General features: G+C 64.2%; 21 protein-coding genes and 1 pseudogene. 11 read left to right on the top strand and 11 right to left on the bottom strand.

Annotated elements, in window-relative coordinates:
• Positions 1-94 precede the first annotated feature (94 nt).
• Both ACIQUI_RS03985 and ACIQUI_RS03980 read right to left on the bottom strand, forming a co-directional pair.
• Positions 95-949, bottom strand: coding sequence for a sulfurtransferase (locus ACIQUI_RS03985; RefSeq protein WP_403195112.1), 855 nt, complete (start codon positions 947-949; stop codon positions 95-97).
• 35 nt (positions 950-984) lie between these two features.
• Positions 985-1,650, bottom strand: a complete 666-nt coding sequence (locus ACIQUI_RS03980; RefSeq protein WP_403195110.1) for a TetR/AcrR family transcriptional regulator — start codon at positions 1,648-1,650, stop codon at positions 985-987.
• 151 nt (positions 1,651-1,801) lie between these two features.
• On the opposite strand from ACIQUI_RS03980, the gene ACIQUI_RS03975 reads away from it, so the two are divergent.
• The 5 genes from ACIQUI_RS03975 to ACIQUI_RS03955 all read left to right on the top strand — a co-directional run bounded on the left by ACIQUI_RS03975 (position 1,802) and on the right by ACIQUI_RS03955 (position 6,299).
• Entirely contained in the window at positions 1,802-3,232 is a 1,431-nt protein-coding gene (locus ACIQUI_RS03975) for a coniferyl aldehyde dehydrogenase (RefSeq protein ID WP_403195108.1), read from the top strand.
• Positions 3,233-3,242: 10 nt separating this feature from the next.
• Positions 3,243-3,728, top strand: coding sequence for a twin-arginine translocation pathway signal protein (locus tag ACIQUI_RS03970; protein WP_403195106.1), 486 nt, complete (start codon positions 3,243-3,245; stop codon positions 3,726-3,728).
• Between the two features lie 20 nt (positions 3,729-3,748).
• On the top strand, positions 3,749-5,347 hold the full coding sequence (locus ACIQUI_RS03965) for a GMC family oxidoreductase N-terminal domain-containing protein (RefSeq protein WP_403195103.1): 1,599 nt from the start codon (positions 3,749-3,751) through the stop codon (positions 5,345-5,347).
• 112 nt (positions 5,348-5,459) lie between these two features.
• Positions 5,460-5,939: a pantetheine-phosphate adenylyltransferase gene (gene coaD, locus ACIQUI_RS03960; protein ID WP_014861498.1), complete on the top strand. Its 480-nt coding sequence runs from the start codon at positions 5,460-5,462 to the stop codon at positions 5,937-5,939.
• A 108-nt stretch (positions 5,940-6,047) separates the two neighbouring features.
• Complete coding sequence (locus ACIQUI_RS03955; protein ID WP_016489663.1) at positions 6,048-6,299, top strand: YfhL family 4Fe-4S dicluster ferredoxin; 252 nt, start codon at positions 6,048-6,050, stop codon at positions 6,297-6,299.
• A gap of 131 nt (positions 6,300-6,430) precedes the next feature.
• On the opposite strand, the gene mutM is transcribed toward ACIQUI_RS03955, so the two are convergent.
• Positions 6,431-7,243: a bifunctional DNA-formamidopyrimidine glycosylase/DNA-(apurinic or apyrimidinic site) lyase gene (gene mutM, locus ACIQUI_RS03950; protein WP_391126585.1), complete on the bottom strand. Its 813-nt coding sequence runs from the start codon at positions 7,241-7,243 to the stop codon at positions 6,431-6,433.
• Positions 7,244-7,246: 3 nt separating this feature from the next.
• A complete protein-coding gene (locus ACIQUI_RS03945; protein ID WP_403195184.1) occupies positions 7,247-8,065 on the bottom strand; it encodes an HDOD domain-containing protein in 819 nt (272 codons plus the stop codon).
• 424 nt (positions 8,066-8,489) lie between these two features.
• Here ACIQUI_RS03945 and ACIQUI_RS03940 point away from each other — a divergent pair, with 424 nt between their 5' ends.
• Positions 8,490-9,686 carry a class I SAM-dependent methyltransferase gene (locus tag ACIQUI_RS03940; RefSeq protein ID WP_391126588.1) on the top strand — a complete coding sequence of 399 codons (1,197 nt, stop codon included), beginning with the start codon at positions 8,490-8,492 and terminating at the stop codon, positions 9,684-9,686.
• A 38-nt stretch (positions 9,687-9,724) separates the two neighbouring features.
• On the opposite strand, the gene ACIQUI_RS03935 is transcribed toward ACIQUI_RS03940, so the two are convergent.
• Entirely contained in the window at positions 9,725-10,381 is a 657-nt protein-coding gene (locus tag ACIQUI_RS03935) for a magnesium transporter (RefSeq protein ID WP_403195100.1), read from the bottom strand.
• Positions 10,382-10,858: 477 nt separating this feature from the next.
• Here ACIQUI_RS03935 and ilvD point away from each other — a divergent pair, with 477 nt between their 5' ends.
• A complete protein-coding gene (ilvD, locus tag ACIQUI_RS03930) occupies positions 10,859-12,700 on the top strand; it encodes a dihydroxy-acid dehydratase (RefSeq protein ID WP_403195098.1) in 1,842 nt (613 codons plus the stop codon).
• A gap of 172 nt (positions 12,701-12,872) precedes the next feature.
• Here ilvD and ACIQUI_RS03925 read toward each other — a convergent pair.
• Positions 12,873-13,040: pseudogene (locus tag ACIQUI_RS03925) on the bottom strand (haloacid dehalogenase-like hydrolase); the annotation flags it as partial.
• Positions 13,041-13,195: 155 nt separating this feature from the next.
• On the opposite strand from ACIQUI_RS03925, the gene ACIQUI_RS03920 reads away from it, so the two are divergent.
• Positions 13,196-14,587: an L-cystine transporter gene (locus ACIQUI_RS03920; protein ID WP_403195096.1), complete on the top strand. Its 1,392-nt coding sequence runs from the start codon at positions 13,196-13,198 to the stop codon at positions 14,585-14,587.
• 121 nt (positions 14,588-14,708) lie between these two features.
• On the opposite strand, the gene ACIQUI_RS03915 is transcribed toward ACIQUI_RS03920, so the two are convergent.
• From ACIQUI_RS03915 to ACIQUI_RS03905, 3 genes are all read right to left on the bottom strand, one after another.
• Positions 14,709-17,105: a TonB-dependent siderophore receptor gene (locus ACIQUI_RS03915; protein WP_403195095.1), complete on the bottom strand. Its 2,397-nt coding sequence runs from the start codon at positions 17,103-17,105 to the stop codon at positions 14,709-14,711.
• 132 nt (positions 17,106-17,237) lie between these two features.
• Positions 17,238-18,188: a FecR family protein gene (locus ACIQUI_RS03910; RefSeq protein ID WP_403195093.1), complete on the bottom strand. Its 951-nt coding sequence runs from the start codon at positions 18,186-18,188 to the stop codon at positions 17,238-17,240.
• Between the two features lie 23 nt (positions 18,189-18,211).
• The gene (locus ACIQUI_RS03905; protein WP_403195091.1) at positions 18,212-18,745 is read right to left on the bottom strand and encodes an RNA polymerase sigma factor; all 534 of its coding nucleotides are present in this window, start codon (positions 18,743-18,745) and stop codon (positions 18,212-18,214) included.
• A 180-nt stretch (positions 18,746-18,925) separates the two neighbouring features.
• Between ACIQUI_RS03905 and ACIQUI_RS03900 the strand changes: the two genes are divergently transcribed.
• The gene (locus ACIQUI_RS03900; protein ID WP_403195182.1) at positions 18,926-19,132 is read left to right on the top strand and encodes a hypothetical protein; all 207 of its coding nucleotides are present in this window, start codon (positions 18,926-18,928) and stop codon (positions 19,130-19,132) included.
• A gap of 170 nt (positions 19,133-19,302) precedes the next feature.
• Here the strand turns inward: ACIQUI_RS03900 and ACIQUI_RS03895 are convergent, their stop codons facing one another.
• On the bottom strand, positions 19,303-19,818 hold the full coding sequence (locus ACIQUI_RS03895) for a dihydrofolate reductase (RefSeq protein WP_403195089.1): 516 nt from the start codon (positions 19,816-19,818) through the stop codon (positions 19,303-19,305).
• A 54-nt stretch (positions 19,819-19,872) separates the two neighbouring features.
• Between ACIQUI_RS03895 and ACIQUI_RS03890 the strand changes: the two genes are divergently transcribed.
• Together ACIQUI_RS03890 and ACIQUI_RS03885 are read left to right on the top strand one after the other, a co-directional pair.
• On the top strand, positions 19,873-21,264 hold the full coding sequence (locus tag ACIQUI_RS03890; RefSeq protein ID WP_403195087.1) for a DUF2868 domain-containing protein: 1,392 nt from the start codon (positions 19,873-19,875) through the stop codon (positions 21,262-21,264).
• Positions 21,257-22,621, top strand: coding sequence for a GTPase/DUF3482 domain-containing protein (locus tag ACIQUI_RS03885; RefSeq protein ID WP_403195085.1), 1,365 nt, complete (start codon positions 21,257-21,259; stop codon positions 22,619-22,621). The genes ACIQUI_RS03890 and ACIQUI_RS03885 overlap by 8 nt, the downstream gene beginning before the upstream one ends.
• A 104-nt stretch (positions 22,622-22,725) precedes the next feature.
• Here the strand turns inward: ACIQUI_RS03885 and ACIQUI_RS03880 are convergent, their stop codons facing one another.
• A complete protein-coding gene (locus ACIQUI_RS03880; protein ID WP_403195083.1) occupies positions 22,726-23,274 on the bottom strand; it encodes a phosphonate degradation HD-domain oxygenase in 549 nt (182 codons plus the stop codon).
• Positions 23,275-23,345: the final 71 nt, after the last annotated feature.

Below are 23,345 nucleotides of genomic sequence, written 5' to 3'. Positions count from 1 at the left end.
GGGCTTGCCCGCGAACACCGGCATTGCCGGTGCCATCCAGCGCGGCGCCTGCTTCGCGGGCAAGCCCGCTCCCACAGGGCTCAACTCGAACTGCTTACTCGCCAGTAGCCACGCCACGCTGCGGATCATTGATCCACTCGCTCCACGAACCCGCATACAGCTTGCCCAGCGGGTACCCCGCCAGCGCCATCGCAAACAGGTTATGGCAAGCCGTTACCCCAGACCCGCAGTACGACACCAACTGCTCCGGCGCACGCCCGGCCAGCTGTTCGGCAAAGCGCTGCTTGAGCTGGCCCGCTGGCAGGAAGCGCCCGTCAGCGCCTAGGTTATCGGTAAAGGCCGCACACCGGGCACCCGGAATATGCCCGGCAACCGGGTCGATCGGCTCCACCTCGCCACGAAAACGTGGCAACGCGCGCGCATCGAGCAAGGTCAGGTCCGTAGCACCCAGGCGCTTGCCCAAGTGATCGGCATCGATCAACATTTTGGCATCCGGCTCACCCTTGAAAGTGCCTTCGCGCTTTGGCGGCGAGTCCAGGCTCAGCGGCAGGTGCGCGGCATGCCACGCCTTCAGCCCACCATCGAGAATCGCCACGCCGCTGCGCTTGCCCAGCCAGGCCAGCAACCACCAGGCACGAGCGGCAAAGGCTCCCGGCCCATCGTCGTACAGCACCACCTCGCTGTCATCGTCCAGGCCCCACTCGCGCAAGCGTTCGACCAGGCGCCGCGCATCCGGCAAAGGGTGGCGCCCGGTGCGGCCTTTGCTCACCGGCCCGCTAAGGTCACGGTCCAGGTCGGCAAAGTGCGCCCCGGCGATATGCCCCTGGGCGTAACTGCGTTGGCCATAGTCCACATCCTCGAGGGCAAAGCGACAGTCGAGGATCACCAACTTGGGCGAGCCCAGACGCTCGGCCAACTGCTGCGGGGTGATCAATTGCGCAAGGGGCATGACAATCTCCTGATCGATGGCACTAGGGCCCCGGGTTACTGTTCCAGGGCCTGGTTGAACGGTACGTGGAATTCCTGGCACAGGGCGTCCACGGCACTGCGGGCGTTGTCGGTCACATAGCCGAGTTCCAGCACCAGCACCTGGTAAACGCCGCGCTTGAAGGCTTCTTCACCCAGGTGCGCGGAATGTTCACGGGTGGTGCTGAGAAAGCGCACCCACGACGTCAGCACGATCCAGGCATTGATGGTCAGCGATTCGATCTGCGCAGGTGCCATGGTCAGGATGCCGGCCTCGACAAAGCCGCGGTAAATCGCCTGGCCCTGGCGCAGGCAGCGCTCGGAAAAGCGCCTGTAGCGGGCGGCCAGTTCGGCGTCGCTTTCCAGCAGGTGCTCCAGGTCGCGGTGCAGGAAGCGGTAGTTCCACATCGCCGCCAGCAAGGCTTTGAGGTAGAAGCGCTTGTCCTCCACGGTCGCTGCGCGGCCTTGCGGCGGGCGCAGGAAGCTGTCCACCAGTTCTTCGTACTGGCTGAACAACACGGCGATGATCGCCTGCTTGTTGGGGAAGTGGTAATACAGGTTGCCGGGCGAAATTTCCATGTGCGCGGCAATGTGGTTGGTACTGACGCTGCGTTCGCCCTGCTGGTTGAACAGCTCCAGGCTGTTCTGCACGATGCGCTCTCGGGTCTTCATGCGCGGGGCCATGCTCAGCTCCCAGTCTGCGGGCCTTCTTCAAAGTGCCATCTTACGGCGTATTGCAGGTGGAATGCACCGTTCGACGGCGCGGAAAAATTCGCACCATGGTACAAATTAGAGTATAGGCTCTAGGGATTCCCTGCCCGGACTCGACACCGCCATGAACTCGCCCAGTGCCTTGCCCCCCGTGCAATCCGACCTCGACCTTGCAGCGTTGTTCGCCGCCCAGCGCCAAGCCTTTGCGGGCAACCCTCTGCCACCCGCTGCCCAACGCCGGCAATGGCTGAAAAGCCTGCGCGAAGCCCTGCTGGCCGGCCAGGCTGGGTTGATCACAGCCATCAGCGAGGACTTTGCCGGGCGCAGCGCCGACGAGACCCTGCTGGCCGAGCTGCTGCCCTCGATCCAGGGCCTGCGCCATGCCGAAAAGCACCTGCAACGCTGGATGCGCGCCAGCCGGCGACAGGTTGGCCTGGCCTTCCAGCCGGCCAGTGCGCAGGTGCGTTACCAACCGCTTGGGGTGGTTGGCATCATCGTGCCGTGGAACTACCCGCTATTCCTTGCCATCGGCCCGCTGACGTGTGCCCTCGCCGCCGGCAACCGGGTCATGCTCAAGCTCAGCGAAGCCACGCCTGCCAGTGGCCAGGTACTCAAGCAATTGCTGGAACGGGTATTCCCCACCGATCTGGTCAGCGTGGTGCTGGGCGAAGTCGATGTGGGCCAGGCCTTCGCCCGCCTGCCCTTCGACCACCTGCTGTTCACCGGCGCCACCAGCGTGGGCCGCCAGGTCATGCTGGCTGCTGCGCAGAACCTGACCCCGGTCACCCTGGAACTGGGCGGCAAGTCACCGGCCATCGTATCGGCCGACGTGCCCCTGGATACCGCGGCAGAGCGCATTGCCTTTGGCAAAACCCTGAACGCTGGCCAGACCTGCGTCGCCCCCGACTACGTTCTGGTGCCGCGTGACCGGCTGGAGGCCTTCAGCGACGCCTACCAGCGCGCCGTCCGCCGCCTGTACCCACGCATTGCCGATAACCCCGACTACACCGCCATCATCAACCCGCGCCAGCTACAGCGCTTGCAGCACCTGCTGGATGATGCCCGGGAAAAGGGCGCGCAGGTGCTCGACCTGTACCCTGGCGAAACCCGCCAGGGCCGGCGCCTGCCACCGCACCTGCTGCTGGGTGTGAATGACGACATGCAGGTGATGCAGGACGAAATCTTCGGCCCGCTGCTGCCACTGGTACCCTATGACAGCCTCGACCAGGCGCTGGCGTATATCAACCAGCGCCCGCGCCCTCTGGCGCTGTACTACTTCGGTTATGACCGGGCCGGCCAGGACCGTGTGCTAGGCCACACCCACTCGGGTGGCGTGTGCCTGAACGATACCTTGCTGCATGTGGCCCAGGACGACCTGCCCTTCGGTGGCATCGGCCCTTCGGGCATGGGGCATTACCACGGCCACGACGGTTTCCTTACGTTCAGCAAGGCCAAGGCAGTGCTGGCCAAGCAACGCTTCAACGCCGCACGGCTGATCTACCCGCCTTATGGCAAAGCCTTGCAGCGCCTGATCTACAAGCTGTTTATCCGCTGAGGGCCGGGCTATGCAACGCCGTGACCTGCTGCGTTTCAGCTTGGGCGCCAGCGTCTTTCTGAGTGCCACCAGCCTGGTCGGCTGCACCGCGCAAACCAGCGCACAAGGTTACCAGGCAGTGCGCGATGACGACCTGCCACTGCTGCGTGCGCTGATCCCGGTGGTGCTGGCGGGTACGTTGGCCACCGAGCAGCCAGTACTGCTAGGCCTCGACTACAAACTGGCGGCCTTGTCGCCGGAAATGCTCAAGCTCACACGGCAACTGTTCGACGTGCTGAGCCTGCCACTCACCCGCGGCCCGTTGACCGGTATCTGGGGCGCCTGGGAACAGGCCAGCCCTGGCCAGATCACCGCCTTCCTGCAGCGTTGGCAGGACAGTTCATTGAACCTGCTGCGCATGGGCCACGCCTCGTTGCTGCAACTGCTGCAAATGGCCTGGTACGAACACCCCGAGTCCTGGGCCGCCTGTGGTTACCCCGGCCCACCGAACATCTGAAAACAACAAGAGCATCGCCAATGCCTGTAGCCGATCCGTTTCGCCAAGGCCTCGAACGCGGCTGGATAACCCACGACGCTTCGCGCCTGGAGCATGACCTTGCCCTTGAGGCCGATGTAGCCGTGATCGGCAGCGGTGCCGGTGGTGCCACCAGCGCACAGATGCTCAGCGCTGCCGGGTTCAAGGTGCTGTTGATCGAAGAAGGCCCGCTCAAGACCAGCAGCGACTTCCACCTGCTGGAGAGCGAAGCGTACGCCAGCCTGTACCAGGAGGGCCTGGGGCGAATGAGCAAGGATGGCGCCATCACCATTCTTCAGGGCCGCGCCGTTGGCGGCACCACGCTGGTGAACTGGACATCGAGCTTTCGTACCCCACCACAGACGCTGGCCCACTGGGCCTCGGCGCACGGCGTGAACGGCCTCGGTGAAGACGACTTGCGGCCCTGGTTCGAGCGGGTGGAACAAGAGCTGGGCATTACACCCTGGGCCATGCCACCCAACGCCAACAACGACGCGCTGCGCCGGGGCTGCGAACAACTGGGCTACCGCTGGGCGGTGATCCCGCGCAACGTGCGCGGCTGCTGGAACCTGGGCTACTGCGGCATGGGCTGCCCGGTGAACGCCAAACAATCGATGCTGGTAACCCGTATTCCCGCCACCCTCGAGCATGGCGGCGAACTGCTGTACCTGGCCCGTGCCGCGCGCTTCACGCACAACGGCGAACGTATCCAGGGCCTGACATGCCAGGCCCTGGATGCCCAAGGCATCTACCCCACCGGCAAGCAGGTCAGCGTACGTGCGCGTCATTACCTGCTGGCCGGCGGCGGCATCAACAGCCCGGCCCTGCTGCTGCGTTCCGACGCGCCAGACCCCCACGGCCGCCTGGGCAAGCGCACCTTCCTGCACCTGGTAAATTTCAGCGCAGCGCGCTTCAAGGAGCGCATCGACCCTTACTACGGTGCCCCGCAGTCCATCTACAGCGACCACTTCCAGTGGCAAGGCGGCACGGATGGCCCGGTCGGCTACAAACTGGAAGTGCCGCCGCTGCACCCGGCCCTGGCCAGCACCCTGCTGGGCGGGTACGGCCAGGAAAATGCCCAGCGCATGGGCGAGCTGCCGCACACCCATGTAATGCTGGCGTTGCTACGTGACGGCTTTCACCCCGAAAGCCAGGGCGGGGCCGTGGAGCTGCGTGGCGATGGCTCACCGGTGCTCGATTACCCGGTCACCGACTACCTGCGCGACGGCTTGCGTCGCGCCTACCGCAGCATGGCACAGATCCAGTTCGCGGCCGGGGCCACGCAGGTGAAGCCCGTGCACAGCGATGCCAGCACCGCTGCCAGCCTGGAACAGGCCGTGCGCATGATCGACACCTTGCGCCTGGAGCCCTTCAGGACCCGCCTGGGCAGCGCCCATGTGATGGGTGGCTGTGCGTTGGGCGAAGACCCGCGCCAGGCGGTATGCGACAGCCTGGGCCGCCATCACCAGCTGGAAAACCTGTCGGTCCACGATGGCTCGCTGTTCCCCACCAGCATAGGCGCCAACCCGCAACTTTCGGTGTATGCCATCAGTGCCAGGCTCACCGAGGCCCTGATTGCCCGCCTGGCACACAGCGCATGACAACGAATACGGCGCCTGTCTATAGTGCCATCAGCTGGCCGCATGACTTGGCCGGGGCGCCGTCGCTGCGCTACCATCCGACTCCCCAACGCACTCCAGCCAGGATGACGCGATGAACCGAGTGTTGTACCCGGGTACTTTCGACCCCATTACCAAAGGCCATGGCGACTTGGTCGAGCGCGCCTCGCGGCTGTTCGACCACGTGATCATCGCAGTGGCGGCCAGCCCGAAGAAAAACCCCCTGTTCCCGCTGGAACAACGGGTGGAGCTCGCCCGTGAGGTCACCAAGCACCTGCCCAATGTCGAAGTCATCGGCTTCTCTTCCCTGTTGGCGCATTTCGCCAAGGAACAGGGCGCCAACGTCTTCCTGCGTGGCCTGCGTGCCGTTTCCGACTTCGAGTACGAGTTCCAGCTGGCGAACATGAACCGGCAACTGGCCCCCGATGTCGAGAGCCTGTTCCTCACGCCGTCGGAGCGTTATTCGTTCATTTCCTCGACGTTGGTCCGGGAAATTGCCGCACTGGGCGGAGATATCAGCAAGTTCGTCCACCCGGTGGTGGCCGAAGCGCTGACTGAACGCTTCAAGAAGTAAGCCTGACCGCCTGATTGTCGCGCCCGCGTGCACTGCGGGCGCGAATGCGGCACAATTGTGCCCATTGCGTTGAACATGCCCGGGCGGTGAGCCCCGGCCGGAGTCCCCATGTCCCTGATCATCACCGACGATTGCATCAACTGCGACGTCTGCGAACCCGAGTGCCCGAACGAGGCCATCTCCCAAGGCGAAGAGATCTACGTGATCGACCCTAACCTGTGCACCCAGTGCGTGGGTCATTACGACGAGCCGCAGTGCCAGCAGGTCTGCCCGGTCGACTGCATCCCGCTGGATGAAGCGCACCCGGAAACCGAAGAACAGCTGATGGCCAAGTACCGCCGCATTACCGGCAAGGACTGAGCCCCAGCCGCCTCTGCACGGTCCCTGTGGGAGCGGGCATGCCCGCGAACACCGGCGCAGCCGGTGCCATCCATCGAGTTGCTTGCTTCGCGGGCTTGCCCGCTCCCACAGTGATCGCGCCAGCTTTCAGGTTAGCGCTGGCAGCGCGGGCAATACACGCTCGCCCGCTGCCCCAGCTTCACCTCGCGCAATTCCGTGCCACACACCTTGCACGGCTGCCCGCCCCGGCCGTAGACGAACAATTCCTGCTGGAAGTACCCCGGCTGCCCATCACCCCCGATAAAGTCGCGCAGCGTCGTGCCACCCTGCTCGATCGCCGCCGCCAGCACCCGCTTGATCTCGATCGCCAACTTCAGATAACGCGCCCGGGATATACCGCCTGCGGCGCGGCGCGGGTCGATGCCCGCGGCAAACAGCGCCTCGGTGGCGTAGATGTTGCCCACCCCCACCACCACTGCGTTGTCCATGATGAACGGCTTGACCGCCATCGATCGCCCGCGGGACAACTGGAACAGGCGCTCACCGTCGAACAGGTCGGTCAGCGGTTCCGGCCCCAGGCGCAGCAGCAGCTCGTGGTTCAGCGGGTCCAGGCTCCACAGCATGGCCCCAAAGCGGCGCGGGTCGGTGTAGCGCAGCATCAGCCCCGACTCCAACTCGATGTCCACGTGCTCATGCCTGGCCGCCGGCAAGCCCAGCTCGACCAGCCGCAGGTTACCCGACATGCCCAGGTGACTGATCAGCGTACCGACCTCGGCATTGATCAACAGGTACTTGGCGCGCCGCTCGACGCTGACGATGCGCTGCCCCGACAGGCGCACATCCAGGTCCTCGGGGATCGGCCAGCGCAAGCGCCGGTCACGCACTACCACACGGCTGACGCGCTGGCCTTCCAGGTGCGGCGCAATACCGCGCCGGGTGGTTTCTACTTCAGGTAATTCCGGCATGTGTCAGTGCCCGCCCAGCTCGCGAATGTTCTGCTTGAGGTTTTCGAAATCGTATTCCGACAAGCCAATGTAATCGAGCACCAGCGGGCCGACCACGTTCCATTCGTGGTCAACCGCCTGGTTGCCCAGCACCCGGTAGGACGCGCAGATGTGCTCGGCCATCTTCAGCACTGCCAGCAGGTTCTTCAGCTGGCTCTGTGTGTTGCGCGAGCTCTCGTCGCGGAATACCGCCAGGGCGTTGTGGTGGTTGGCGATGGCGGCCGTAAGGTGCTCAGGCAGGCGCCAGGATTTGGCGGTGAAGTAGCCGACCACCGAATGGTTGGTGTTGAACGTGTGGTTTTCGGTATCGACCACGCGGGTGTCCTCGCCGGCCTTGGCATAGGCCTCTTCCAGCACATCCATGTAGTTGGGGAAGCGCTTTAGCATCAGCGGCACGCCGCAGTCATGGAACAGGCCCAGGGTGTAGGCCTCGTCCGCGGCCTGGACGCCGGTGCGCTTGGCCAGGGTCAGGCAGGTATTGGCCACATCCTGGGCGGTATCCCAGAAGCGGTTGAGGGTGACGATGGTCTCGTCGCTCATCTCGCCCTTGATCGACTGGGCGTTGATCAGGTTGATGATCGAACGGCTGCCCAGCAGGTTCACCGCACGCTGGATCGAGCCAATTTTGTTGGACAGGCCAAAATGCGGCGAGTTGACCAGCTTGAGCAAGGCCCCCGAAAGGCCCGGGTCCTGGGAAATCAGCTTGGCGATGGTTTCCAGGTCCGGGTCAGGCATGTACTGCTCGAACTGCAGGTCGACCATGATCTGCGGTTGCGGCGGGATGGTGATGCCTTGCAAGGCTTGCTGGATCTGTTCGGCGCTGAGTTCTTGGGACATGCGTGCACACTCGTTTAGGACGGGCGATTTTAACCCTCTATGTGCTCGCCGTGACAGGTTTTGCGCCTGGGAGATCGAGCGCCGCCCGCGCGGCGCTTCGCGGGGCAAGCCCGCTCCCACATCTGTTTCGGTCCAGTTTCTCCTGAGGCATGCGCGCTCGGCCCCTTGGCGTCCACCTCGATATCGCGTTGAACAAACAAGGCGGTCGCGCGCGACGGCACAGGCGATATTGGCCCGAAACAGATGTGGGAGCGGGCTTGCCCCGCGAAGCGCCGCGCGGGCGGCGCTCAATCTCCCAGGCACCACACCTCTAAAGGCGAAAGCACCCCAGACACGCTATAATCCCGCTCTTTTTTCCCGGAGCGACGTCATGTCCCTGCCCAGCCTTCGCCTCAAAGCCAATGCCGACCGCCGCCTGCGCGCCGGCCACCTGTGGGTCTACAGCAACGAAGTCGACGTCACTGCGACCCCGCTGCAAGGCTTCCAGGCCGGCCAGCAGGCCGTTCTCGAGGCAGCCAACGGCAAGCCGCTGGGCATCGTTGCACTCAGCCCCAACAACCTGATCTGCGCCCGCCTGCTGTCGCGCGACATCAAGTTGCCGCTGGACAAGTCGCTGCTGGTTCACCGTCTGAACGTTGCCCTGTCGCTGCGCGAGCGCCTGTTCGACCAGCCATGCTACCGCCTGGTCTATGGCGATTCCGACCTGCTGCCCGGCCTGGTGGTCGACCGCTTCTTCGACATCCTCGTGGTGCAGCTGGCCTCGGCCACCATGGAAGCGCACAAGGACGACGTGATCGCTGCCCTGGTACAAGTGCTCAAACCAAGCGGCATCCTGTTCAAGAACGATTCCGCCGCGCGTGACGCCGAAGGCCTGCAGCGCTATGTCGAGACCGTCTACGGTGAGGTGCCGGACTGGGTGCCGCTGGAAGAGAACGGCGTCAAGTTCGAAGCCCCGGTGCGTGAAGGCCAGAAGACCGGCTGGTTCTACGACCACCGCATGAACCGTGCGCGCCTGGCGCCTTACGTTAAAGGCAAGCGCGTGCTCGACCTGTTCAGCTACATCGGTGGCTGGGGCGTGCAGGCCGGCGCATTCGGCGCCAGCGAAGTGTTCTGCGTCGACGCTTCGGGCTTTGCCCTGGATGGCGTGGAGCGTAACGCGGCGCTGAACGGTATCAGCGAGAAGCTGACCTGCATCGAGGGCGATGTGTTCGAAGCCCTGCGCGAACTGAAGGCTGCTGAAGAACGCTTCGACGTGATCATTGCCGACCCACCCGCCTTCATCAAGCGCAAGAAAGACCTGAAAAACGGCGAGGCGGCCTACCGCCGCCTCAACGAACAGGCCATGCGCATGCTGAGCAAGGACGGCATCCTGGTCAGCGCCTCGTGCTCGATGCACCTGCCCGAGGACGACCTGCACAACATCCTGCTGACCAGCGCCCGCCACCTGGACCGCAACATGCAGCTGCTTGAGCGCGGCGGCCAGGGGCCGGACCACCCGGTGCACCCGGCCATTGCCGAAACTCGCTACATCAAGAGCATTACCTGCCGGTTGCTGCCCAACAGCTGATCAGTGAGGGCCCGGGGGCATGACGCCCCCGGCCCGTATCAGATATCCAATACCTGCGTCGCAATCCCGAAATAAACCAGCACCCCCGCCGCATCGGCAATCGATGTGATCAGTGGCCCACTGGCCGTTGCCGGGTCCAGCTTGAAACGGCTGAGCAGAAACGGCAGGCTCATGCCGATAAGGCTGCCGACCAGCACGATCACCACCATGCTGCTGGCTACAATCAGCGCAATCTGCGGCCCGCCGCGTAGTACCCCAAGCGACGCCACAGCAACGGCCATGGTCGCCCCCAATGCCAAAGCCACGCCGAATTCGCGCCCGAGCATGCGCCACCAATCGCGCATGACCACCTCGCCCGTGGCAAGCCCACGCACCATCAACGTTGCCGACTGGGCGCCCGCGTTACCGCCGCTGTCTACCAGCAACGGCAAGAAGAACACCAACGCGATGTTTGCAGCGATGGTCTCTTCGAAGGCCGCAATACCTGCACCGGAAAACAGGTTGCCAAATACCAGCAACACCAGCCACAGCACGCGCTTGCGGTAAAGCAGGCCGAGGGTTGCTTCCCGTAGATTACCGATGTGGTTGGTGATCGAAGCACCTTTGTGGAATTCTTCGGTCGCCTCGCGCCGCTGCGCCTCGAGGGCTGCGTGAGCGTCCGGCTGAAGGATGTTCTTGTCGATTTGCTGTTGCATGCAATTCTCCAGGCGCCGACGCAGGCGCCTGGGGACCTCAGCCTTGCGGGCTCAAGCCTTCGGCGGCCCTGGCGGCGGCGCGCTCAGTGCCAGGTAGCAGGTTCGAGTGGAACCGGTAACTGGGAAGGTCCATTGAGGGATGTCTCGTGATACCGCACATGCGGCGGCCGAATAATAGCCATACGGGGTAAGTCGGTCAGCCCCTGTGCCAGCGTTTCAGAAGCGTCCTACAAATGCCGACCGTTAGGCCAAAGCCACCGTCCAGACACATCGCCATTCCCTCACCGCGCCAGCGGTGTAGAATCGGCCTATTCATCGCCAGTCATCCCCGGCGGGTTTATGAGCTCTGGCCAAGCACGCGGCGATCCCGTGGTGTCTTCGGCCCCATCCGTGCCAGTGGCAACCGGCCTGCGGCACAAAGGACAAGAGAAGCTCACTCCCCTTTATGTGACCTGATTAAGCCGCCAGGAGTGTTTCATGCCTGATTATCGTTCCAAGACTTCCACCCAAGGCCGCAACATGGCCGGCGCCCGTGCCCTGTGGCGCGCCACCGGCATGAAGGACGAAGACTTCAAGAAACCGATCATCGCCATTGCCAACTCGTTCACCCAGTTCGTCCCGGGCCACGTGCACCTGAAGGACCTGGGCCAGCTGGTTGCCCGCGAAATCGAGCGCACCGGTGGCGTGGCCAAGGAATTCAACACCATCGCGGTCGATGATGGCATCGCCATGGGCCACGACGGCATGCTGTACTCGCTGCCAAGCCGCGAGATCATTGCCGACGCCGTGGAGTACATGGTCAACGCCCACTGCGCCGACGCCATCGTGTGCATCTCCAACTGCGACAAGATCACCCCCGGCATGCTGATGGCCGCCCTGCGCCTGAACATCCCGGTAATCTTCGTTTCCGGCGGCCCGATGGAAGCCGGCAAGACCAAGCTGGCCAGCCACGGCCTGGACCTGGTCGACGCCATGGTCATCGCCGCCGACTCCACCGCCAGTGACGAAAAAGTCGCCGAGTACGAGCGCAGCGCCTGCCCGACTTGCGGTTCGTGCTCCGGCATGTTCACCGCCAACTCGATGAACTGCCTGACCGAGGCCCTGGGCCTGGCCCTGCCGGGCAACGGTTCGACACTGGCCACCCACGCCGACCGCGAGCAGCTGTTCCTCACCGCCGGCCGCACCATCGTCGAGCTGTGCAAGCGCTACTACGGCGAGAACGACGAGTCGGTACTGCCGCGCAGCATCGCCAACTTCAAGGCGTTCGAAAACGCCATGATGCTCGACATCGCCATGGGCGGCTCGACCAACACCATCCTGCACCTGCTGGCCGCAGCCCAGGAAGGCGAAGTGGCGTTCGACCTGCGCGACATCGACCGCCTGTCTCGCAAAGTGCCGCAGCTGTGCAAGGTGGCGCCGAACATCCAGAAGTACCACATGGAAGACGTGCACCGCGCCGGCGGTATCTTCAGCATCCTCGGTTCGCTGGCCCGTGGCGGCCTGCTGCACACCGACCTGCCGACCGTGCACAGCCGCAGCATGGAAGAAGCCATCGCCAAATGGGACATCACCCAGACCGATGACGAAGCCGTGCACACCTTCTTCAAGGCAGGCCCTGCCGGCATCCCGACCCAGACCGCGTTCAGCCAGTCGACCCGTTGGGAAACGCTGGATGACGACCGCGAGAACGGCTGCATCCGCAGCTTCGAGCACGCCTACTCGCAAGAAGGCGGCCTGGCCGTGCTGTACGGCAACATCGCCCTCGACGGCTGCGTGGTGAAAACCGCCGGTGTCGACGAGTCGATCCACGTGTTCGAAGGCACCGCGAAGATCTTCGAGAGCCAGGACAGCGCCGTGCGCGGCATCCTCGCCGACGAAGTGAAAGCCGGCGACATCGTGATCATCCGCTACGAAGGCCCCAAAGGTGGCCCGGGTATGCAGGAGATGCTGTACCCGACCTCGTACCTGAAGTCCAAGGGCCTGGGCAAGGCTTGCGCCCTGCTCACCGACGGCCGCTTCTCGGGCGGTACTTCGGGCCTGTCGATCGGCCACGCCTCGCCGGAGGCAGCAGCTGGCGGCGCTATCGGCCTGGTGCGCGACGGCGACAAGGTGCTGATCGACATCCCTAACCGTTCGATCAACCTGCTGGTCAGCGATGAAGAGCTGGCCGAGCGCCGCGTCGAGCAGGACAAGAAGGGCTGGAAGCCGGCTGAAGTACGCCCACGCAAGGTGACCACCGCGCTGAAGGCGTATGCCCTGCTGGCGACCAGTGCCGACAAGGGTGCTGTGCGTAACAAGGCGATGCTCGAAGGGCTGTGAGGTGCTTTGAGTGTTGAAGAAAAACCGGCGCTCTATGCGCCGGTTTTTTTATGCCTGTGCCGGCCTCTTCGCGGGCTCGCCCGCTCCCACAGGGACTACACAGCATCTGAAACATGTGCAATTCCTGTGGGAGCGGGCGAGCCCGCGAAGAGGCCAGCACAGGCGAAATCACTTACTGAATCTGCTCCGGCGTCACGATCACCCAGTTCTTGTCCGCGTCACCGACAATCCTTCCTTGGCCTGCACCGCCGCATTTTTAGCGATCATCCCGTTCAGCTACATCCACGCCATGAAACTGCATGTAGCCATCATTGGTCGGCGTGTCGCCACCCACCAGCACAGTGCTCATTGCAATCTGCGACACGCCGTTATTCCATAAACGACTATGCAAATTCCATTTGGGTATAAATTCGTTTGTTTTCAGCCTGTTAGCATTTCCGTTCGCAATCGCTCACAGAGGCGATGCCTCTTCTGCTTTTTTCTGCTGGAGCTTCAATGAACCTGCCGCTGTCACTTAACCTGCTGGCGTTCCTGGCCCTGTTGCTGGGCCTGGCACAAACCCGCCGCACCGACTGGAGCCTGGCCAAGAAGGTACTGCTGGGCCTGGTGCTGGGCGTGGTCTTCGGCCTGGTCCTGCACACGATCTATGGCGCTGGCCACCCCGTGCTCAAGGCCACCATCAGCTGGCTCGACCTGGTCGGCAACGGCTACGTCGGCCTGTTGCAGATGATCGTCATGCCGCTGATCTTCGCCTCGATCCTCAGTGCCGTGGCGCGCCTGCACAATGCTTCGTCGCTGGGCCGCATCAGTGTGCTGAGCATCGGTACCCTACTGCTGACCACGGCCATTGCCGCGCTGATCGGCATCGTGCTGACCAACCTGTTCGGCCTCAGCGCCGAAGGCCTGGTGGCCGGCGCCCAGGAAAGCGCGCGCATGCAGGTTATCCACAGCGACTACGCGGGCAAGGTCGCCGACCTCAACATCCCGCAGCTGCTGCTGTCGTTTATCCCCAGCAACCCGGTAGGCGACCTGGCACGGGCCAAGCCGACCTCGATCATCAGCGTGGTGATCTTCGCCGTGTTCGTCGGCCTGGCCGCCTTGCAGTTGATCAAGGACGATGCCGAGAAAGGCGAGCGCGCGCTGTCGGCAATCGACACCCTGCAGGCCTGGGTGATGCGCCTGGTGCGGGTGGTGATGAAGCTGACCCCGTATGGCGTGCTGGCCCTGATGACCAAGGTGGTCGCCAGCTCGAACATGGAAGACATCCTCAAGCTGGGTAGCTTCGTGGTGGTGTCGTACCTGGGCCTGGCGCTGATGTTCGTGGTGCATGCCGTCATCCTGGCCGCCACCGGCGTGAGCCCGCTGCGCTTCTTCCGCAAGGTATGGCCGGTGCTGACCTTTGCCTTCACCAGCCGCTCCAGCGCTGCCAGCATCCCGCTGAACATCGAAGCACAAACCCGCCGCCTGGGCGTGCCGCAGTCGATTGCCAGCTTCAGCGCCTCGTTCGGTACCACCATCGGCCAGAACGGCTGCGCCGGGCTCTATCCCGCGATGTTGGCGGTGATGGTTGCGCCAGCGGTAGGCATCGATACCTTCGACCCGCTGTGGATTGCCACCCTCGTGGCCATCGTCACCCTGAGTTCGGCAGGGGTTGCCGGGGTGGGTGGCGGTGCCACCTTCGCCGCGCTGATCGTGTTGCCGGCCATGGGCCTACCGGTGGAACTGGTGGCCTTGCTGATTTCGGTGGAGCCACTGATCGACATGGGGCGTACGGCGCTGAACGTGAACGGCTCGATGACGGCGGGCGTGGTGACCAGCCAGTTGTTGAAAGAGACTGACAAGGATGTGCTGGCGGGCGATGAGCACGCCGAGCTGAGCCATACCTGACAGGGCCCTATCGCCGGCAAGCCAGCTCCCACAGGTTCTCCACTGGCCTTGAGCCTTGTGCAATACCTGTGGGAGCTGGCTTGCCGGCGATGGGCTGCAACGCAGCCCCGGCATTCTCAGGTCAGTAACTGGCCCGCAAGCTCAACGTCAGGTTCCGCGGCTCGCCATAAAAGTTCGACCCCCAGGCACTGTCCACCCGTTCGTAATACTTGCGGTCAAACAGGTTGTTGGCCGTCAGCGTCGTGGTCAGGTGCTTGTTGAAGCGGTACCCCACCTGCGCGGTCGCCACGCCATAACCACCCTGCACAAAGTCCACGCCGTTGCGCATGTAGTGTGTCTCGCTGACCACCCGCACTCCGCCCCCTACGCTTACACCCTGCAACGGCCCATCGTTGAACTCGTAGCGCGTCCACAGGTTGAAGTTGTGCTTGGGCGTAATGGTGATGCCCTGGTAGTCCTCGTTGCTCATCGACTTGAGCATCGTGAAGGCGTAACCGGTACTGATGCTCCAGTTATCGGTCAGGTTGCCGGAAAGCTCGGTTTCCCAGCCCTGGCTGCGCACCTTGCCCTGGGCCTCGTTGTACGTCGTCTGGCCCACCAACTGCGCGCGGTTCTCGTCATAGATGCGGAACACCGCCACGCTGCCGTTCAGGCGCCCATCGAAGAATTCGCGCTTGAGCCCCAACTCGTACTGCTTGCCCTTGCGCGGGTCGATCGGCAAGCCATCGATATCCACCTCGGTCTGTGGCTTGAAGATACTGGTGTAGCTGGCGTAGGCCGACAACTCAGGCGTCAGCTTGGCGACCAGCGCCCCGTAGGGGATGAACTTGTGGTTGATGTTGGTTTTGGTGGTGGTGAAATTGTCGAAGAACGGGTTGGCGTTATGCGCCTCGCTGTCGAACCAGGTCAGGCGGCCGCCCGCGATCACGTCCAGCCAGTCGGTGGCGCTGACCTTGGCCCGGGTATAGGCCCCGTACTGGTTGGACTTCGACCAGTTGCCATTGGGCATGTCGTAGTCCTGTTTGGGAATATCGATACTGCCCGGGTCGAAAACGTTGATGGGGAAGTAATCGTCGCGACCGCCGCCGCCGTAGGTGAAGTCCTTGTCCAGATGCTGGTATTCGGCACCCACCGTAAACTCATGGCTACGCCCGAAAGCCTCCACCGGCAGGGTGACAAAGCTGTCCAGGCCCACTGATTTGATATGCGTGTAGTAGGAATAGGCTAACGCCCAACTGTCGCCGCTTTGCGGATCAACAGCATCGTCGGTCCAGGTAAAGTTGCGGGTCGGCGTTTCCGCATCGCGGTAGGTCAGCGAAGTCTTGAATTGGCCGCCGTTGTCCAGTGTATGGTCAACCTCGAAGAAGCTTTCCCACAGGCGCTCGTCCAACTCGTTCCATTTGGCATCAACAAAGGTCGAACGGCTGACGTCCAGCAGCTTACCGTCGGCATAGGCTGGCAGGCCGAAGGCTGGCGTGGAATTGTTGCGTTGGTAGGTGCCACCCAAAGACAACGTGGTAGCCGGGGTAATGTCGTATTCCAGGCGACCGTAAACCATCGGCCGCTCGTTCTGCGCGTAGTCGACAAACGACTGGTTGTTCTCGTAAGCCGTGACAAAACGCCCACGCAGGGTGCCCTGGTCATTCAGCGGCCCGGTGATGTCGACCGTGGAGTGATAGCGGTCCCAGCTACCAGCCGATAGCTCGCCAGACAAACCGAACTGCCCCAGCGCCCGCTTGCGCACAAGGTTGATGGTGCCGCCCGGTTCACCCGCGCCCTGGTACAAGCCAGAAGGGCCACGCAGCACCTCGACCCGATCGAACATGGCCAGGTCGAAGCTGGTGGCCATGTCGCCCTGGCCGGTGCGCTGGGAAACGCCGTCCACCTGCACCTGGTCGACCAGGAAGCCGCGGATGTACACGTCGTTCAGGTTGGAACCGGTGTTGTAGGACTTGATCGTCGCGCCGGTCACCTGGCGCATGGCGTCCTGCAGGCTGTTCATGTTCTGGTCGTCCAGCCGCTGACGGGTGACGACCGACACTGACTGGGGGATGTCCTTGAGCTTCTGCTCGCCCTTGCCGATGGTCAGCGCGCTGGTGGTGTAGGAATGCGTACCTTCGGTGGTGGTACCCAGCTGGCGGCTGTCGATCTTGATCGCGCCCAGTTGCAGCGAGGCATCGTCGCCGCTGCCACGCCGCTCCAGGGTTACGCTGTCGGCGTCGATATACGTGGCACTGAGGCCGGTGCCCTCCAGCAGGCGTGCCAGCGCCTGGGCCTGTGGATAACTACCACTCACGCCCGGCGAACGCAGCCCCTGGGTGAACTCGCCCGGCACCAGCACCTGAAGCCGCGTCACCGCACTGAAGGCCGCCAGCGCAGAATCCAGCGGCTGGGCCGGGATCTCGAAACGGTAGGCCTGGGCCTGGGTCGCGGCACTGGCGTGCAGCGGCACGGCCAATGTGCCGCAGGCAAGTGCGACTGCCAGCCCGAGCGCAGTGCGCGTGGCGATGATCTTCATGTGGTGAGGCTCCCCGAATTCGTCCTGATGATCGACGGCGCGGCACTGTCTGAGAGTGCTTATTATTTGCGCCTACCCAATCAAGGACGTCGGCTCGGCAGGAATCCCCGAAAAATTTTTGAAAATCTTCGCTCAACCTTCACGCAGGATGCGCAACCACGGCGTGTACTGCTCGGCGCGCAACCCCAAGGTGTGCGTCAGCGCCTTGAGCACGGCATCGGGCTTGTCGATCTCGAACACGCCAGACACCTTGCGCTGGCGCAGGCCCTCGCCCAGCAGCACGGTCTGGCCCGGCCAATAGCGGTTCAGCTCGGCAACCACTTCGGCCAGCGGTTGCTGGCTGAACACCAGCTGCCGCTGCCGCCAGGCAAAAGCACTGGCCGGGTCGAACGGGTGCAGGGCGGCCAGCGAGCCCGCCGCATACTCCACGGCCTGCCCCGGCCCAAGGAACACACCCGGGCCACTGCCAGCGTTGACCTCGACCCTGCCCTGCCCGACCTTGACGCGGGTCTGGCCAGCGTCACTGGCCACGCTGAAGTGGGTACCGACCACCCGGACCCACCCCTCACCGGCATTCACCACGAACGGCCGGGCGGGGTCGCGCGCCACGTCGAACCAGGCCTCGCCGCGCAACAGCCGCACCCGCCGCTCACCCTGCGCCAGGGTTACCTGTAGCGCCGTGTCGGTGTTCAGTTGCACGTGTGAGCCATCGTCAAGGCGCACACTGCGCGACTCACCGGTGGCGGTTGCGTAGTCGGCGCGCCAGCGGTCGACATACGGCGTCTGGCCAACCAGCGAGCCCAGCAACAGGGCCGCCGCCACGCTCTGCGCAACCTTGCGCCAGCTACGCCGGGCAGGCTTGCGCCACTGTCGGCGCTGCTGTTCACGCAGCTGTGCCGCGGGTGCCTGCAACGCGCCCAGCAACAGGATCACTTCATCCCAGGCCTGCATTTGCGCAGCCCCGGCCACCTTCCAGGCAGCGAACGCCGCTTGCTCCTCAGGCGTGACATCGTCGGCCTGCAAGCGGTAGTACCAGGCTGTGGCTTCGGCGAACATCTGCTCGCTGTCGGGCGTTTCGCTCATGGGGGTATCTGAAATTCCAGGGTTCATGGCCGCGGAGCCCTCACCTGGCCGGCCAGTTGCCGCTTGATGAAGGCGCGGCAATCCAGCAGTGCCCGGCGCAGCTGGTATTCGACGCTGCGCGGGGTAACGTTCATGCGCTCACCGATTTCCCGGTAGCTGCAGCCGTCGACATGGTAGAGCAGGAAGATATGCCGGGTCGCCTCGGGCAACGACTCGATCGCAGCCTGCATCAAGGCGTGCTGCTGCTGGTCGAACAGTTGCTCTTCAGCGCCGGGGTCGTCGCTGGCCAGCTCTTCGCTCGGCTCGCCAGCATCCATGCGCTCACGACGTATCATTTGCCGCTGGTGATCGCGCACCAAGTTACTGGCAATGGTGAAGAGAAAGGCCGGCAGGTTGTCGATCTGCTTGTCGGCAGGCAGCCGCGCCAGGCGCAGGAACGACTCCTGGGTCAGATCGGCAGCGACCTGGGCATTACCGGTGCGCCGTGCGACGAAGGCCTCCAGCGCTTTCTTCTGCTCGGTGAACAGCCGGGCGATCTGCTTGTTCCATGAAGACACGGCACGCCTCGGCTGCAAGTCTCAAGAGGTGCGCACGCTAGCAGAAGATGAGATGGATTCGCAATTAATGCTGAGTGAGCCCGCCAATATCCGGTAACGCAATGGCATGAGGCTCGCTACACTGCTACCCGGGCTTTGCGAATACTCCGAGAGAAAGGAACCATCATGCAGTCGTACGACATGACCCAGGCCGAAGCCGAAAAGATTCGGGTTGAGGTCGCCAAGCTCCGCATCGAGGTGGACAAGCTGATGGCCGAAACGCGCATGCCGCATGCTGAGCCCATCAGAATGACCCGCGAGATCTTCTGGTATCCGGTTGCCATTGCAGCCGGAATTGTCTCCACAGTGGCCACTGTCACCGCCGTGATCATCAAGCTACTCACCTGACTGTGGGAGCGGGCGTGCCCGCGAACACCGGCGCAGCCGGTGCCATGCACCGCGTTGGATTTTTCGCGGGCAAGCCCGCTCCCACAGGTACCGCGCAGGCCTTGACCTCACGCGGTACGTGTAGGAGCGGCCTTGCGTCGCGATAGGGCTGCAAAGCAGCCCCGGCAATCTCAAACCTTGTCCCAGACCTCGAAGTGATACCCAGGCTTGCCTTCCTCAACCTGCGCCTCACTCGAAACCAGCTTCCACTGCTCCGCATCAAACGCCGGGAACCACGCGTCCCCTTCCGGCGACAGCTCCACGCGCGTCAGGTACATGCGGCTGACCAGCCCCTTCTCCAGCGCCTGCCCATACAGCTGCGCCCCGCCAATCAGCATCAGCTCATCGACGCCTTTCTCCCGCGCCCACTGCTCGGCGCGCGCCAGCGCTTCTTCCAGCGAGCCGAATACCTCGGCGCCCTCCAGTTGCAGCCCAGCCTGGCGGCTGACCACGATGTTCAGCCGCCCAGGCAGCGGCCTGCCCAGCGAATCCCAGGTCTTGCGCCCCATGATGATCGGCTTGCCCAGGGTGGTGGCCTTGAAGTACTTGAAATCCCCCGGCAGATGCCAGGGCATGGAGTTGTCGATGCCGATCACGCGGTTCTCGGCGTGAGCCGCGATCAGGCTGAGGGGGAGTGATGTATTCATGCCAGCGAGGATAGCACCGGGCGTGTGGGTTATGCTTCTGCCCTGACCTGTGCAATGGAAGACCTTGTGACTGCACTGACATCACTGGACAAGCGCTGGCTCACCGAAGCGGTACGCCTGCGTGAAGAACATGCCGGCCCACTGGAAGACCAGGAGGCCAACCGCCGCGCCCGCCAGCTAGGCGGCGACCTGGCAACGCGCATCGAAACCCGTGCGCTGTGCCTGGCCGAGCGCGACGGCATGACCACCGCCCTGCGCCACTGGAAGCAGGGCGCACGCCTGGCGTTACTGGCCTTGCTGCTGATGGCGGTACTCAGCGGCGCCGGCCTGGCGCTGGCCGCCCTGGGCGACGGGCAGCGCCCGGTGAATGTGTTCTGGGCGCTGGGCAGCCTGCTCGGGCTGAACCTGCTGATGCTGCTGGGCTGGGCCATCGGTTTTGCCCTGAGTGGCGAGCATGGCGCAGGGCTGGGGCGCCTGTGGCTGTGGCTGAGCGAACGCTTTGCCCGCGACGCCATGGCCGCACACCTGGCGCCAGCACTGCTGGTGCTGCTGCAACGCCCGCGCCTCAACCGCTGGCTGCTCGGCTTGCTGGTGCACGGCCTGTGGCTGCTGGCGATGCTTACCGCGCTGGGCATGCTGCTGGCGTTGTTGGCCACCCGCCGCTACGGCTTTGTCTGGGAAACCACGTTACTTGCCGCTGACCCGTTCATCCACCTGACCCAGGCACTGGGCGCCCTGCCGTCGCTGCTGGGCTTTGCCGTACCCGACGAGGCCATGATCCGCGCCAGCGGCGGCACCTTGCCGGCCCTGGAACTGGCCCGCCAGGCCTGGGCCAGCTGGCTGCTCGGCGTGGTGCTGGTGTACGGCCTGCTGCCGCGCCTGCTGCTGGCCGGGTTATGCCTGTGGCGCTGGCGCCAGGGCCACGAGCGCCTGTCGCTGGACCTGAGCCTGCCCGGCTACGCGCACCTGCGTGATGCGCTGATGCCCCGGAGCGAACGCATGGGAGTGCAGGACGCCGCCCCCGAAGCCTTGCCGCAGTTTGCCGCCGGCCAGCTGGAAAGCGGCAGCAGCGGTGCCTTGCTGGTAGGTCTGGAACTGGACGACCAGCGCCCCTGGCCGCCCACCCTGCCAAAAAGCGTGATCGATGCCGGCGTGCTCGACAGCCGCGAGTCGCGCAACCGCCTGCTCGAACAACTCAGCCGCTTTCCGCCGGCACGCCTGGCCATCGCCTGCGACCCACGGCGCTCGCCAGACCGCGGCAGCCTGGCACTGTTGGCCGAACTGGCGCGCAATGCCGGCGCGACCCGAATCTGGCTTTTACAAGCCGCGCCTGGTCAGGCCCTCGATGCCCAACGCCTGGGCGACTGGCACGAAGCCCTCGACCGCCTTGGCCTGGCGCACGCCGATACCTCGCCGTTGACCTGGCTGGAGCATGGCCATGACTGAGCCGCTGAAACTGGCCGTGGTCGGCCACACCAACGTTGGCAAGACCTCGCTGCTGCGCACCCTCACCCGTGATGTCGGTTTCGGCGAAGTCTCCCACCGCCCAAGCACCACCCGCCACGTGGAGGGTGCGCGCCTGTCGGTGGACGGCGAACCCTTGTTGGAGCTGTACGACACCCCGGGACTTGAAGATGCCATTGCCCTGCTCGACTACCTCGAACGCCTGGAGCGCCCGGGCGAACGCCTGGACGGCCCGGCCCGCCTGGAGCGCTTTCTGCAGGGCAGCGAAGCACGCCAGCGTTTCGAGCAGGAGGCCAAGGTGTTGCGCCAGTTGCTGGCCAGCGATGCCGGGCTGTATGTGATCGATGCACGCGAGCCGGTGCTGGCCAAATACCGTGACGAACTGGAAGTGCTGGCCAGCTGCGGCAAGCCGTTGCTACCGGTGCTCAACTTTGTCGCCAGCCACCAGCACCGCGAGCCGCAATGGCGTGAAGCCCTTGCCCGGCTTGGGCTTCACGCGTTGGTGCGGTTCGACAGCGTGGCCCCGCCCGAGGATGGCGAGCGCCGCTTGTACGAGAGCCTGGCCCTGCTGCTGGAGGACGCCCGCCCGGCCTTGCAACGGCTGATCGACGACCAGCAGGCACAGCGCCTGGCTCGCCAACACAGCGGCAAGCGGTTGATTGCCGAGCTGCTGCTGGACTGCGCCGCCTGCCGGCGTAGCGTCGAGGCCGTGCCGGCTGCCGAGGCCAAGGCCATCGAGGCCTTGCGCCAGGACGTGCGCCAGCGCGAACAGCGCTGCGTCGAGGCCTTGCTCAAGCTGTATGCCTTCCGCCGCGAAGATGCCCATGCCAGCGAGCTGCCGTTGCTCGATGGCCGCTGGGGCGACGACCTGTTCAACCCCGAGACCTTGAAGCTGCTGGGCGTACGCCTGGGTAGTGGCGTGGCGGCGGGCGCGGCGGCCGGTGCGGGGGTCGATTTGCTGGTCGGCGGCCTTACCCTCGGCGCTGCGGCGCTGGCCGGGGCGATTGCCGGGGGCGCGCTGCAGACGGCGCGTAACTATGGGTCGCGGTTGATGGGCAAGCTCAAGGGCAAGCGCGAACTGACCGTGGACGATACGGTATTGCGCTTGCTGGCCTTGCGTCAGCAGCAGTTGATGGCAGCGCTGGACAACCGTGGGCATGCGGCTCAGGACCGCATCAGGCTGGGCGAGCTGGATGAGAAGGCCTGGCGCGAGGGCAGGTTGCCGGAGGCCCTGGTGAAGGCGCGGGCGCATCCGCAGTGGTCCACGCTCAATCCAGGGGCGAAGTTGAACCAGGCTGAGCGGCAGGAACAGCTGGAGGCGCTGGTTTCACAATTTTGAGTGAGCAAGTCTGGCCTATTCGCGGGCACGCCCGCTCCCACAGGGATCACCACTGCCTTCGAAACCTGTGCAGTACCTGTGGGAGCTGGCTGCAAACCAAAATTTCAGAGCAAAGCAAAAGCCTTCCGCTTCAACCCATCCAGATCCACCACCGGCACCCCAACCTCCTTGGCCATCTCATCCCACTCCCGCATCCGCAAACTCACCTCGAATAACGGATCCCTTTCGAACGCATCCGCTTCGGCCTCGCTCATTACGCCCCCCTGATATTCCAGGGTCCGCCGGCTCGCCTCGCTCAACTGCTGGTAATACCCCGGCCGGCGCAACGTCAGGTAGCGCTTGGCCTCCACGTGATACTGCACCAGCCGCACCATGCGCTCGCCAAAGCCACAACGGCGCAGGTATTCGGCCCCGATACGCTCATGGCTGACCACGCCGTAGCCGCCCATGCTGGCATCACCGCCACACAGGTGGCCGATGTCGTGGAAGAACGCCGCCAGCACCACTTCATCGTCGAAGCCTTCGGCCATGGCCAGTTGCGCGGCCTGGGACATGTGCTCGAGCTGGGTGATGGCTTCGCCGATGTAGTCGTCGCTGCCATGCTGTGCGTACAGGGCAAAGGTGCTGTCGATAACCTCGGCAGGGGTGGGCATTCAAGTCTTCTCCTGGCTTGATTCAGTAATGGCTTCTTCGCGGGCACGCCCGCTCCCACATTTTCTGTGGG

The organism is Pseudomonas sp. NPDC090592 (assembly GCF_044769185.1).
Lineage (GTDB): Bacteria > Pseudomonadota > Gammaproteobacteria > Pseudomonadales > Pseudomonadaceae > Aquipseudomonas.
This window is presented reverse-complemented; position numbering and strand designations above follow the sequence as displayed.

Excerpts from the sequence above, each read along its gene's own strand:
- ACIQUI_RS03985 (WP_403195112.1), bottom strand. The coding sequence starts at position 949 with ATGCCCCTTGCGCAATTGATCACCCCGCAGCAGTTGGCCGAGCGTCTG.
- ACIQUI_RS03980 (WP_403195110.1), bottom strand. The coding sequence starts at position 1,650 with ATGGCCCCGCGCATGAAGACCCGAGAGCGCATCGTGCAGAACAGCCTG.
- ACIQUI_RS03975 (WP_403195108.1), top strand. The coding sequence starts at position 1,802 with ATGAACTCGCCCAGTGCCTTGCCCCCCGTGCAATCCGACCTCGACCTT.
- ACIQUI_RS03970 (WP_403195106.1), top strand. The coding sequence starts at position 3,243 with ATGCAACGCCGTGACCTGCTGCGTTTCAGCTTGGGCGCCAGCGTCTTT.
- ACIQUI_RS03965 (WP_403195103.1), top strand. The coding sequence starts at position 3,749 with ATGCCTGTAGCCGATCCGTTTCGCCAAGGCCTCGAACGCGGCTGGATA.
- coaD (WP_014861498.1), top strand. The coding sequence starts at position 5,460 with ATGAACCGAGTGTTGTACCCGGGTACTTTCGACCCCATTACCAAAGGC.
- ACIQUI_RS03955 (WP_016489663.1), top strand. The coding sequence starts at position 6,048 with ATGTCCCTGATCATCACCGACGATTGCATCAACTGCGACGTCTGCGAA.
- mutM (WP_391126585.1), bottom strand. The coding sequence starts at position 7,243 with ATGCCGGAATTACCTGAAGTAGAAACCACCCGGCGCGGTATTGCGCCG.
- ACIQUI_RS03940 (WP_391126588.1), top strand. The coding sequence starts at position 8,490 with ATGTCCCTGCCCAGCCTTCGCCTCAAAGCCAATGCCGACCGCCGCCTG.
- ACIQUI_RS03935 (WP_403195100.1), bottom strand. The coding sequence starts at position 10,381 with ATGCAACAGCAAATCGACAAGAACATCCTTCAGCCGGACGCTCACGCA.
- ilvD (WP_403195098.1), top strand. The coding sequence starts at position 10,859 with ATGCCTGATTATCGTTCCAAGACTTCCACCCAAGGCCGCAACATGGCC.
- ACIQUI_RS03920 (WP_403195096.1), top strand. The coding sequence starts at position 13,196 with ATGAACCTGCCGCTGTCACTTAACCTGCTGGCGTTCCTGGCCCTGTTG.
- ACIQUI_RS03915 (WP_403195095.1), bottom strand. The coding sequence starts at position 17,105 with ATGAAGATCATCGCCACGCGCACTGCGCTCGGGCTGGCAGTCGCACTT.
- ACIQUI_RS03910 (WP_403195093.1), bottom strand. The coding sequence starts at position 18,188 with ATGAGCGAAACGCCCGACAGCGAGCAGATGTTCGCCGAAGCCACAGCC.
- ACIQUI_RS03900 (WP_403195182.1), top strand. The coding sequence starts at position 18,926 with ATGACCCAGGCCGAAGCCGAAAAGATTCGGGTTGAGGTCGCCAAGCTC.
- ACIQUI_RS03895 (WP_403195089.1), bottom strand. The coding sequence starts at position 19,818 with ATGAATACATCACTCCCCCTCAGCCTGATCGCGGCTCACGCCGAGAAC.
- ACIQUI_RS03890 (WP_403195087.1), top strand. The coding sequence starts at position 19,873 with ATGGAAGACCTTGTGACTGCACTGACATCACTGGACAAGCGCTGGCTC.
- ACIQUI_RS03885 (WP_403195085.1), top strand. The coding sequence starts at position 21,257 with ATGACTGAGCCGCTGAAACTGGCCGTGGTCGGCCACACCAACGTTGGC.
- ACIQUI_RS03880 (WP_403195083.1), bottom strand. The coding sequence starts at position 23,274 with ATGCCCACCCCTGCCGAGGTTATCGACAGCACCTTTGCCCTGTACGCA.